Here is a 12236-nt window from a genome sequence, read left to right as displayed (position 1 = left end):
GCCGTCATCCGCAACATCATCCAGCACTACCAGAACGACGCCGGTGACATCGAGCTCACGGAAGGCGTGCGCTCGCTCGTCTCGGAAGCGGACCGCATCTATATCGTCGCCTGTGGCACGAGTTATAACGCTGGGCTCGTCGGAAAAGACATCCTTGAGCGAATTGCCGGCATCCCGACCGAGGTCCACGTCTCGTCAGAGTTTGGCTACAATATGCCGCTCTTAAGTTCACGTCCGCTCTTCGTCTTCTTGTCACAGTCTGGAGAGACGGCCGACAGCCGGGCCGTCCTCGTCGAAGTGAAGAAGCGCGGCTACAAGGCACTCACGATGACGAACGTGCCAGGATCGACGCTCTCGCGTGAAGCGAACGAAACGATGCTCCTCCACGCCGGCCCGGAAATTGCGGTCGCGTCGACGAAAGCGTACACGGCCCAAATCGCCGTGCTCGCGATTCTCGCCTACGACATCGCTCGCGCGAACGGGAAAGAGTTGCCGTTCGAGTTGATGCCGGAACTCGCGCGTGTCGCGACGATCATGGACTCGATCATGTCGCAAAAAGAACTGTTTGAAGATTTGTCGGACCGTTACTTGAAGACGACGCCGAACACGTTCTTCATCGGGCGCGGACTCGATGCATCGGTCTGTCTCGAAGGCGCGCTCAAAGTAAAAGAGATCTCGTATATCCAAGCGGAAGGGTATCCGGGTGGCGAACTCAAGCACGGTTCGATCGCCTTGATTGAAGATGGCACACCGGTCATCGCACTCATCTCGCAACCGAAGACGAACTTGAACATCCGCGGCAACGTCAAAGAAGTCGTCGCCCGTGGTGCGAACGCGTGTATCATCTCGATGCAAGGCGTCGAGCACGAGAACGATGAGTTCATCTTGCCGCACGTCGAACCAATCCTCGCCCCGCTCATCACGGTGTTACCGGTTCAACTCATGGCGTATTACGCCGCGCTCGCACGTGGCTGTGACGTCGATAAGCCGCGCAACTTGGCGAAATCGGTGACGGTAGAATAACACTGCGATTGTCAAAGCACTTCTCTAAAGAGAGAGGTGCTTTTTACTGCTTGCCGATATCTTTGCCAACAAGCAAAATAGTAGGTGGAGTAAGCGGTTGCATCGTATGGTTAGATAAAGATAAGCGATGAAAGAAGGTCTGACATGAACGTATATATTGCCTGTCCATGCGGGTTCGTCACGAGCGCGATGGCGGCGAAGCTGTTTGCCGAAGCGTGTTCGGGAAAATTATCGTGTGTGATTCAACACGGCACGTATCGGGACATCCCCAAAGACGTGGATTGGATTATCTATCAAGCCGGGACGGAGACGGTCGATCATCCGACCGCGCACGTTCGCTCGGTCAGACACATGTTATCGCTCACGGAATATCGACAACTCGTCGAGGAATGGGTGAATGGATATGAAACATGAGTGGAGCGCCCGGGAGCGCTCGATTTTACTACATCTATTGGCAACGGAGACATCGACACCGCTCGCGGAGATCGCGCAAGCGGTCAATTTGTCTGAGCGGACGATTCAACGGGAGCGTCAACTGCTCGAAGGCATCTTGCGCGAGTTCGAATTGGAGCTCGCTTGGCAGCGCGGGCACGGCCTCAGTCTCATCGGTCGTTCCGATGCGAAGCAACAGTTGCGCGAAGACTTGATTTTGTCGGCCGAGGCGATTCCAACGGCGGAGGACCGCATCTTCGAACTCGCCTGGCGACTTCTGTTTGAAAAAGACACGCTCAAGCTGCAGGCGGTCGCGAAACAGATGCACGTCTCACCGAGCACGCTCACACAAGACTTGGAGAAACTCGATCGTTGGTTCGACGAGTATCACCTCGAAGTCGAACGGAAGAAAGGGGTCGGGGCCAGAGTGCTCGGCCTCGAAGCCGAGAAGCGGAAGCTGATGATCAATGCGCTGCTCGCTCATTGGGACACGCTCGCGTTCTATCGCTTCGTCCGCGGGGAAGATGACTACATCCCGACCTTTTTGAAGACCGTCCCATGTGACGTCATGCTCGAGGCGCTTCGTGACGGTTATGACTATCTAAAGGAACATCCGTATGAGCGGATGGACGACCGGACCATCATGCGGGTGACGTTCGCCTATGGCGTACAACAAGCCCGTCTGGATGCCGGCTTCTTCCTAGAGATGTATACGAAAGGACGCTCCGACGACTATTTGAAAGTCGCGTCTGATATGGAGACGGCCCTCGGGACGCCGTTCTCGATGGCGGAGCGGGTCTGGTTCGCTGAAGAAGCGAACCGGCTCCGGTCATTGAAGGAACAGATGAAAGAAGATGAGGAAGAGCGTTGGGTCATGCAGATCCGTGTCCATAAGCTCATCCATCACGTTTCACTGATCCACGGATTCGCCTTCACGGACGACGCCGCGCTCGAGAAGGGGCTACTCGCCCATATCTTATCGAGTATGAACACCCACGCCCTTCCGGATACGGATACGGTCCGTCCGCACATCGACCGTGACTATCCACATTTACGGTCGGCGATTCAACAGGCGGCCGATATCGTCTTCGGGATGAACACGTTCACGGAAGAAGAGACGGTGTTTTGGGCGATGCATTTCGCTGCCGCGCTCGTTAAACCGGTTCGGCGTCGGGAATATCGAGCCCTTGTCGTCTGTTCGGCGGGTCTCGGCTCTTCGAAGATGCTCGTCAACCGGGTCAAACAAGAGTTTCCAGAGATGCAGGACGTCGTCAACTCGTCGTTGTTCGGGCTCGAACAGCATCGACTCGACGACTATGACGTTATCTTGTCGACCGTGCCGTTGCCGCCGTTATCAGTGCCGACGCTCATCGTCAACCCGCTGTTGACGAACGAAGAAGTGCAACGCGTCCGCCACTTGCTGTTATCGCTCCCACAGTCGTTCCAAACGAAAGAGAAGAGCCATTCGACGATGCTCGACTTCAATGAACTCGGTGCCCTCGTCGAGACGTTCGAACGGATGGACCGGCAGTTCGATCTCGTCACGCTCGATAATAGCGACCGACTGGAAGACATTTTGCTCGATATCGGGACGCATCTAGAAGAACGTGGACTCGTCCAAAGCGGTATCCAGTTATCGGCCCAACTGCTCCGGCGTCACGAAGTGGCCGGGCTCGGGATTCCGGGCACGAAACTGGCCTTGTTCCATGGACGTCACGCCTCGATCGAACGGGCGAGCGTGTTCGCCTTCGATTTGAACCATTCGATCCCGCTCCTCATGATGGACCAATCGACCGAGTCGGTGTCACGTCTGCTCGTCCTGCTCGCGCCAGAAGAGGCAGAGGACGTCGAACTCCAGTTTTTGAGCGCCGTCAGCGGTTCGCTCATCGAGAGCGAGCAACATATGAACTTATACAGTAACGGTTCAAAGAAAGAACTGTGTCTCTTGCTTCATGAATGTATGAAGAAAATGATTCAAGACACGCTGCACGAGAAATGACCCGCCGTGGTCATTTTTTTATTTGGCACAGAATGTTGCCAAAGTATGAACTGGATTGAATTGAGAAAGCGCTTACGCTGAGACTACAATACGAGTGTAGAGCACAAACCGGTTAGCTACACTACAACAATCTACCTTTCACAATAATCGACTGGAGGTTTTATACATGGCGAATGCGCAAGCTGGCTCGGGCGGGGTTCGAGTCAAAGTACAACGGTTCGGGAGTTTCCTGAGCGGGATGGTCATGCCAAACATCGGCGCCTTCATCGCCTGGGGGATTATCACCGCCCTCTTCATTCCAACGGGCTGGTGGCCGAATGAAAAATTAGCAGAACTCGTCGGTCCGACGATCACGTATCTGTTACCGCTCTTAATCGGGTTCACCGGCGGTAAGTTGATTCATGATGTACGAGGCGGAGTCGTCGGGGTACTCGCCACGATGGGGGTCATCGTCGGGACGGACATTCCGATGTTCCTCGGTGCGATGATCATGGGTCCACTCGGTGGATATGTCATTAAACAATTTGACCGCCTCATCGAAGGCAAAGTCAAAGCTGGATTTGAAATGCTCGTCAACAACTTCTCGGTCGGTATCATCGGTGGTCTTCTCATGATCGGTGGCTTCGAGGTGTTCGGTCCAATCATGAGCGGCCTTGATAAAGTCATGGCAGCCGGTGTCGACTGGATCGTCGGTGCGAAACTGTTACCAATCGCCAGTCTATTCATCGAGCCAGCGAAAATCTTGTTCTTGAACAATGCCATCAACCACGGGATTTTGAGCCCGCTCGGTGTCGATCAAGTGGCGGACGCCGGGAAATCGGTCTTGTTCTTACTTGAAGCAAACCCGGGACCAGGTCTTGGTTTACTGCTCGCTTACATGGTGTTCGCTAAAGGTGCGGCCAAACGCACGGCACCAGGGGCGGCAATCATTCACTTCCTCGGTGGGATTCACGAAATTTACTTCCCATACGTCTTGATGAAACCAATCTTGATCCTTGCGATGATCGCAGGGGGGGCAACTGGGGTCTTCACATTCGTCTTGTTCGATGTCGGTCTCGTCGCACCAGCGTCACCAGGTAGTATCTTCGCCATTCTCGCGATGGCGTCACGCGGTTCGTACCTCGGGCTCGTGACAGGGATTCTCTTGTCGGCGGCGGTCACGTTCGCCGTGGCAAGTGTCATCTTGAAATCAAGTGCGGCCGAAGAAGTGTCACTTGAAGAAGCGACACAAAACGTCAGCGCGATGAAAGGCAAACAGTCGTATGCGTCAGCACTCGTACACGACCGTCTCGATAAAGTCGATCACATCATCTTTGCTTGTGACGCCGGTATGGGTTCGAGCGCGATGGGCGCGTCGGTGCTTCGCAATAAAGTGAATAAAGCGAACTTGCCGATTCGAGTCACGAACACATCGATCAGCCAATTGCCGAAAGACGCCCAATTCATCATCACCCATGAGGATTTGACGGACCGGGCCGAGGCACAAGTGCCAGATGCGATTCACCGTTCGGTCACGAACTTCTTGAACGCCGACTATTACGATCAATTGATCGAAGAAATTAAAGCAGAACGCAGCAAAATCTCATAACACAAGTAGACAGAGACAAGGTTTAAGGTATAGGAGGAACTAAAATGCCATTCATTCAGACAGAGATGATTCGACTTAACCAATCGTTCAACACGTCGGCCGAAGCAATCGACGCAGCCGGTGAAGTGTTAGAAGCAGCCGGATGCGTGTCTCCGGCTTACGTCCAAGCGATGCATGCACGTCAAGCGCTATCAAGCGTTTATATCGGGAACCAAGTCGCGATTCCGCACGGGACTGAGGAAGCGAAATCCGCCGTTCAAAAGACGGGGATTTCCATCCTTCAAGTGCCGGCCGGCGTCGATTTCGGTGGCCAGACGGCGAAACTTGTCATCGGGATTGCCGGTGTGGATGATGAACATTTGGAACTCCTGTCCCAAATCGCAGTCATCTGTTCAGATGAGGATAATGTCGAGCGTCTTGTACAGGCGAAGACGAAGGAAGAGATTTTGTCGTTATTCATGGAAGAGGTGGCGTAATGAAAGCCGTACATTTCGGAGCAGGGAATATCGGACGTGGGTTTATCGGATTGTTGCTTAATCAGAGCGGCTACGAGGTCACGTTCGTCGATATCAATGATACCGTCATCCAGGCGTTAGAAGACAAACGGTTCTATGAAGTCGGATTTGCCGAAGAAGGTGTCGACAACGTCGTCGTCGATCGGGTCCGCGGCGTCAACAGTTTGACCGACCAGGAACGCGTCATCGCCCTCATCGCCGAGGCCGATCTCGTCACGACCGCGGTCGGACCGACGCTGCTACCGAGAGTCGCGCCCCTCATCAGCGAAGGGCTCCGTGAACGAGAGACATCGGCACCCGTTTATGTGATTGCTTGCGAGAACATGATCGGTGGTAGCGCGTCACTTCATCAAGCGATCGAAGCGTCAGGTGGTATCGGGACGGCCAATGCCTCGTTCCCGAATGCGGCCGTCGACCGGATCGTTCCGCTGCAGCAACACGCGGACCCGCTATTCGTCGAGGTCGAGACGTTTTACGAGTGGGTCATCGAGACGAAAGGATTGGCCGAGCGGCCCCCGCTTCAAGGTGTGACGTGGGTCGACGAGATTGGGCCATACATCGAGCGGAAGCTGTTCACGGTCAACACCGGCCACGCCATCGCATCGTACATCGGTTCCTTGTTCGGGAAAGCGACGATCGACGAGGCGCTGAAAGACCGCCGTGTCCGCCAAGTCGTGCAAGGTGCCTTGTATGAGACTGGTTGGCTCCTTCTCGAGAAGTACGGGTTCGAGGCGAAAGAACACAGTCAATACATTCAAAAGATTATCAAACGATTCGAGAATCCGAAGTTGAAAGATGAAGTCTCACGTGTCGCCCGCTCACCGATCCGCAAGCTCGGACCGAGTGACCGGCTCGTCAAACCGGCCCGCGAACTGATCGACAACGGCATCGAACCGAATGAACTGGCCTACGGGATCGCGGCTGCCTTGACCTATTACAACCCTGAGGATTCAGAATCTTCTGAACTTTATGTGTCCATCGAAGAAGATGGCATCGTCTCGACGGTGGAAAAATATCTTCAATTGCATGAGGACGATACGCTGACGAAGTTGATCCTCGAACAATATCACTTGATTCGCGAACAAGAAAAAGCGCAAGTCTCGTAAATCGAATCTCCTGTGCCCGAGTGGCATGGGAGATTTTTGGCATACAAAAAGACTGCAGCGCAGGGGCTGCAGTCTCCTCAAGCTCGGGTCTTTCCAAACTCGATGTACGTCGTGACCGATTTGACGTGCTTCACGACGTCCTTCTCACGAAGGGGACGACTGAAGTAATAGCCTTGAACGTAATCACACTGTTCGTTCAGCAACCATTCGAGTTGATCCGACGTCTCGACGCCTTCCATGAGCACTTTCATATTAAGGTTATGGCCGAGCTGGATCATCGAACGGACGATGGCTTCCTGGTTCCGGTCCGTGAACAAGTTGACGATGAACGACCGGTCGATTTTCAACACTTGGACCGGGAGCTCCCGCAATTGACGGAACGATGAGTAGCCGGTCCCGAAATCGTCGAGCGAGATCAAGATGCCGAACTGATGGAGCTGGGCAAGTTTCTCCCGTGTCGACGCCTCGTATGACAGCATCGACGACTCCGTCACCTCGAGCTCGAGGAACATTGGGTCCATCCCGGTCTCATCCAAGATGGCCTGGAGCGACTCGACAAAATCCTCACGCGCGAACTGGAGCGGGGAGACATTGACCGAAAGGGTGAATGGTTTCACACCAGACTTCTTCCAGCGCACCCAGGCTCGGCATGATTCACGCATGACCCAACTGCCGATTGAGTGAATCAGGCCGGTGTTCTCCGCGATTGGAATGAAGTCTGTCGGTGACACGTGACCGAGCTCGCGGTTGTTCCAACGCAGGAGCGCCTCAACGCCTTCGAGTCGATTTTGCGTAAGTGACACTTTCGGCTGGTACACGAGTGAAAACTCATTTCGGTCGAGCGCCTGCGCGAGCGCCTTTTCGATTTCGACGGTACGAAGGATTTGATGCTTCGACTCGTCTTCGAATTCTTTAATTTGATTCTTACCGGTCCGTTTCGACTCGTGGACGGCGAGGCGTGCGTATTGCACGAGCTCCTCGGCCGACTTCGTATCTTTCGGATAATGACTGATGCCGGCGCTCATCGTCAGTTCGACGGTCGTCCCGTCGATATCGAACGGTTGCGAGATCGCCTTGATACACTTCTCGGCTTTCTGTTTGGCGAGCGTGCTCCGCTTATCAAACAGCAAGATGATGAATTCGGATGAACCGACGCGAGTCAAAATGTCATCCGGGTGAATGGTCACTTGCAGACGCTCAGCGATTTGCATCGTCAGTTCGTCCGAGCCGTGATGCCCGAGCATGTCACTCAAGAAACGCCACCGGTCGATGTCGATGTAGAGACAAGCGACCGGGTCCTCGATTTGAATATGTTCGGCGAGAATACGTTCGAGCTTGTGCCGGTTCGGCAAATCCGTGAGCGTGTCGTGGTACGCCATATGTTCGACGAGACGCTGTGAGGCGATCGTTTCTGAGACGTCACGGAGGAACCAAAGCATCTGGTCCATCGTTTCGCCTTTGAGTGGGTAACTCGTCACTTCGATCGTTCGGTCATCGATGTCAATGCGCCGTGGTTCATAAAACGGTTGATTGATCGTGAGCGACGGATGATAGTCTTGGAAAAAAGCATCTTCTTCGATTTCGTCAAACAAGCGATAGAACGCCATGTTCGCATATTGGATCATTCCATCTTTCGTCGTCGTGACGACGGCATCCGTCGTCGACTCAAGAATCGTCGCTTGAATGAACTCTCGTTTACGAAGGTGACGATCGAGCGTGAGCGACAGGAAGAAAATCGCGAACAAGAGAATCGTGATCGCCGTGACGAGCCATGCGAGTAACGATGGCTCGATCGCATTGGCGAACGGACGATCCGTCTCGATGAACGTGAACGAAGCGGCTAGCATCCCGACGAAGTGCATGCCGAAGATGGCGATGCCCATCAGCAACGAGAAGAATACTTTCAATTCGAGATCAATCTTTTGCTTGGCGTACTTCGAGAAGAAACCAATCCAGAGGGCGACGAGCGAGGCGCCAATCGCAATCAGAATCGATAACGCCGCAAGCCATGGATTATACGAAGTCACTACACCTTGCAGGGCGGCCATGCCGACATAATGCATGCTCGCGATACTGCCGCCCATCACAACCCCGGCACCGATCAAAGCGGGGCGGGTCGTGCGACGCGAGACGATCAAGAAGCCGAAAATACAGCCGGCCATGGCGATGATAACTGAAAATAGGACGAGCGGGATCGAATACGTGACCGGTCGCAACGCCTCATGCGCGAGCATGGCGATAAAATGCATCGACCATATCCCGAGACCGAGCGTCGCACCTCCAGCTAAGATCCACACGTTCTGGACGGAACGGTTCGCTGAATTGACACGCCGTGCCAGCTCGATGGCGGCGTATGCAGAAACGGCGGCGATAATATAAGACAGAATCACAAGAAAAACATTATGACTCATCGAGTGTTCGACTACTGGTTCCATGTGTACCTCGCTAAGGAATGTATTTTTTATAGTAATTCTAATTATACCCCGCAAAACAAAAGCCCACCTATCATTTTGCTTCACTTGTTGAAAATATTTTTTGCGTGAAATAGGGAAGCCAGGCAGAAAGCGGGTAAACTACGTGTAGAAGGAGGGGGACGCGTTGATTCCGACCAAAAAAGAAATCATTCTGTTTCTCCTCATCGCGTTCGGGTTCTCATGGCTGGCGTGGTGGGGGCTGTATATGTGGACCGGATTACCGATCCAGGTGATTGTCGTGATTGGGGCATTCGGTCCAAGTCTTGCCGGGAGTTACATGGCGTTCCGGGAGAACGGTTGGGAAGGTGTCACGACGTTATGGAAGCGGGGATTCGAGTGGCGGATGGCAGGCAGATACTATGCGTTCGGCCTGTTGTTCCTTCCCTCCGTTTTCCTCATTGCCTATTGGTGGTCCGATGCGGAAGGGGCGTTGCTGTTTGAGCGTCTGTGGCTCGTCGTGCCGACGTTCTTCTACATGCTGTTCCTTGGCGGCACGATGCAAGAAGAGTACGGCTGGCGCGGTTATTTGCTCAACGCGTGTCAATTGAAGACGACCCCGATCAAAGCGAGTTTGTTCGTAGGGGGCATTTGGACCGTCTGGCATACACCACTCTTTTTGATGGAGGGGACCGGGCAATCGCTCATCCCGTTTTGGGCATACGCCATGGCGATTCTCGCGTTCACGTTCATCATATCGTGGCTCTACAACGTCACGACGATGAATTTATGGTCCGTTTTCTTGCTTCATACGATGTTCAACGTCTCATTTGCATTTATTCCGTTAATGGAGCCAGGCGTGTTCCCAATCGGCTTTCTCCATTTGACGTTATTACTTGTCACGACTGCAATCGTCCTCATCTGGCTAACGCATGGACATCTCGGTTACGATCATCTCGAGCAGCTCGAGGCGGTGGAAGGGTCGCATCAACCGAACGTTACGCCAGAAGCAGACGCGGGTAAAGACTAGCACGTATCATTCAGGAACAGAGGGAAGTGGACAGATTGAACTTTCGCCAGCTCGAACGTGAAGATGTAAAGCCGCTCCAACGGCTGTTTATGGAGAGTCTGAGTGATTTGATTCGCCGAGAACAGTTTGAGGATGCCGACTTGCTGGATGAAGAAGTCGAACGGTTGAATACGACCGTTCAAGACAGTTTCGAGGACGAGACCGTTCAAATTTTTGTGGTGCTCCAAGGCGACGTCATCGTAGGGACGGCCGCGATTTTGCCTCCGAATGACATCATTACCGCACACGTCGACATCGAGCCAAACGTTCCTGAAATCGGATGCATGTACGTCGCACCTGGTGCCCAACTCCAAGGTGTCGGTCGTTTCTTGATTCACAACATGAGACGTCAACTCGTGGCGAATCAACAAACGGCATTTTATTTGGATGCCGGTTTTCCAACGTCACAAGCCTATTGGGAGGAACGGCTCGGCCCGCCGCTCGTGACGATTGAGCACTATTGGGGTCCGGGGGCGCATCATAAAATTTGGCGTTGCCCCGCCGATGAAAAAGAGACCTGATCGCATCGCGATCAGGTCTCTTGCTTATTTATAAGTGCTCATGAATTGATGAATCCCAGAAGCGGTGGCATCTGCCATCCGTTGCCGGTATGTGGTGCTCGTCAAGTGCGAGCGGTCGTTCGAGTTGCTGATGAAACCATATTCGACAAGGGTCGATGGGACGCTGTTCTTGCCGACGACATAAACGTTTTGATATTTCACACCACGGTTACGAATTGTTGGGATTCGGACACCGAGTTCACGGTTGATGGCTGCCCCTAAACTGCGGCTAGCCGAGATGTATGGGTTCGTCGTATAACTTTCACCGGTCGGGACGAGGACTTCGTGACCGTGGTAAGACGTATTCGTTGACGAGTTGTTATGAATGCTGACGAAGGCGCTACCTTTATACGATTTTGTCAATTCGACGCGTTGTGCGAGCGACAAGTACACGTCGTTCGAGCGCGTCATCCGTGCGTTATAGCCATATGTATTCGAGAGCGTACTCGCGAGACGTGCGGCGATATCGAAAGCGATGACTTTTTCGTACACTGATCCGTACACAGCCCCTGGGTCATTCCCGCCGTGTCCAGCATCGATCACGATTGTCCGACCTGAACCGGTTGATGTCGTTGGTGTCGTCGTTGTTGAAACCTTAACATATTGGGAAGAAACATATCCTGTCTTGCCACCGTAGCTGACCTTGAACCACGAACCATACGTGCCAAGATAAGTTACAGCCTTACCGCTTGGGATTGTGACCAGGACATTAGCGGTAGTAGAAGCGCTTTGCCGTAAGTTCAAATTGACCGTGGTCGTATAAGTTTTTGTAGAAGTTGTTGTAGTATTTGATGTCGAGACTTTAACATATTGGGAAGAAACATATCCTGTCTTGCCACCATAGCTGACCTTGAACCACGAACCATACGTGCCAAGATAAGTGACCCTTTTGCCGCTTGGAATTGTTAAGAGGACCGTGGCTGACGTAGAAGCGCTTTGCCGTAAGTTCAAATTGACCGTGGTCGTATAGGTTTTTGTAGAAGTTGTTGTAGTACTTGATGTCGAGACTTTAACATATTGGGAAGAAACATATCCTGTCTTACCACCGTAGCTGACCTTGAACCACGAACCATACGTGCCAAGGTAAGTGACTGTTTTGCCACTTGGAATTGTTAAAAGCACTGTAGCCGATGTAGACGCACTTTGTCGAAGGTTCAAGTTAGCCGTTGTAGTGTATGTAGATGCGGCTTCGACTCGACTTGATTCGAAACCGGTCGGCGTCATGTCAAATGGGATGACAGCCGTACCCCCGAGAACGAGAGAAGAAGTTAGCAACAGTTTAAGACTCCAAGAGGGTTTTGTTGTGTTCAATTTAGTTTCTCTCCTTTGATTGGAAAAGCTGGGTTGAAAAATCATGTCCCCGTTATTATATAAGGAAACAAGAAAAAAATGGAGGTTAATATGTAAATTGTTTTACTTTTTTTAAATAAGTTCATTTTTATAGTTTCGGAAATGAAAAAAGAGATGCGCGAGGGCATCTCTTTTAACGGATTATGCAAGTGGTGAAGCATCTTTAGAAGCAACTTGGTTGGT

General features: G+C 52.7%; 10 protein-coding genes and 1 pseudogene. 8 read left to right on the top strand and 3 right to left on the bottom strand.

What is annotated here, in order from left to right:
* From KNP72_RS15100 to KNP72_RS15075, 6 genes are all read left to right on the top strand, one after another.
* Nucleotides 1–1023: isomerizing glutamine--fructose-6-phosphate transaminase (locus tag KNP72_RS15100; protein ID WP_214834273.1), on the top strand; the 1023-nt coding region annotated here is incomplete at its 5' end.
* 144 nt (nt 1024–1167) lie between these two features.
* Nucleotides 1168–1437 (top strand): PTS sugar transporter subunit IIB, encoded by a 270-nt coding sequence (locus KNP72_RS15095; protein ID WP_214754552.1) that lies wholly within the window; start codon nt 1168–1170, stop codon nt 1435–1437.
* On the top strand, nt 1427–3454 hold the full coding sequence (locus tag KNP72_RS15090; RefSeq protein ID WP_214834270.1) for a BglG family transcription antiterminator: 2028 nt from the start codon (nt 1427–1429) through the stop codon (nt 3452–3454). The genes KNP72_RS15095 and KNP72_RS15090 overlap by 11 nt, the downstream gene beginning before the upstream one ends.
* A gap of 166 nt (nt 3455–3620) precedes the next feature.
* Nucleotides 3621–5042 (top strand): PTS mannitol transporter subunit IIBC, encoded by a 1422-nt coding sequence (locus KNP72_RS15085; protein ID WP_214716155.1) that lies wholly within the window; start codon nt 3621–3623, stop codon nt 5040–5042.
* Nucleotides 5043–5086: 44 nt separating this feature from the next.
* The gene (locus tag KNP72_RS15080; protein WP_052090290.1) at nt 5087–5518 is read left to right on the top strand and encodes a PTS mannitol transporter subunit IIA; all 432 of its coding nucleotides are present in this window, start codon (nt 5087–5089) and stop codon (nt 5516–5518) included.
* The gene (locus KNP72_RS15075; protein ID WP_214834267.1) at nt 5518–6663 is read left to right on the top strand and encodes a mannitol-1-phosphate 5-dehydrogenase; all 1146 of its coding nucleotides are present in this window, start codon (nt 5518–5520) and stop codon (nt 6661–6663) included. Before KNP72_RS15080 ends, KNP72_RS15075 begins: the two co-directional genes overlap by 1 nt.
* Before the next feature lie 77 nt (nt 6664–6740).
* On the opposite strand, the gene KNP72_RS15070 is transcribed toward KNP72_RS15075, so the two are convergent.
* On the bottom strand, nt 6741–9098 hold the full coding sequence (locus KNP72_RS15070) for a bifunctional diguanylate cyclase/phosphodiesterase (RefSeq protein ID WP_251129054.1): 2358 nt from the start codon (nt 9096–9098) through the stop codon (nt 6741–6743).
* A gap of 163 nt (nt 9099–9261) precedes the next feature.
* Between KNP72_RS15070 and KNP72_RS15065 the strand changes: the two genes are divergently transcribed.
* Nucleotides 9262–10104, top strand: coding sequence for a CPBP family intramembrane glutamic endopeptidase (locus KNP72_RS15065; protein ID WP_214720147.1), 843 nt, complete (start codon nt 9262–9264; stop codon nt 10102–10104).
* A gap of 26 nt (nt 10105–10130) precedes the next feature.
* Nucleotides 10131–10664 carry a GNAT family N-acetyltransferase gene (locus tag KNP72_RS15060; protein WP_353048468.1) on the top strand — a complete coding sequence of 178 codons (534 nt, stop codon included), beginning with the start codon at nt 10131–10133 and terminating at the stop codon, nt 10662–10664.
* A gap of 24 nt (nt 10665–10688) precedes the next feature.
* Here KNP72_RS15060 and KNP72_RS16070 read toward each other — a convergent pair whose 3' ends face one another.
* Nucleotides 10689–11246 (bottom strand): N-acetylmuramoyl-L-alanine amidase family protein, encoded by a 558-nt coding sequence (locus tag KNP72_RS16070; RefSeq protein WP_286038605.1) that lies wholly within the window; start codon nt 11244–11246, stop codon nt 10689–10691.
* Nucleotides 11247–11309: 63 nt separating this feature from the next.
* Nucleotides 11310–11927 (bottom strand): annotated as a pseudogene (locus KNP72_RS16065) (SH3 domain-containing protein); the annotation flags it as partial.
* Between the last annotated feature and the right edge of the window lie 309 nt (nt 11928–12236).

Origin of the sequence: Exiguobacterium sp. s152, assembly GCF_018618335.1 — a bacterium.
Lineage (GTDB): Bacteria > Bacillota > Bacilli > Exiguobacteriales > Exiguobacteriaceae > Exiguobacterium > Exiguobacterium chiriqhucha.
Note: the sequence above shows the minus strand (reverse complement) of the source record. Positions and strands in the feature narration are given on the sequence as shown.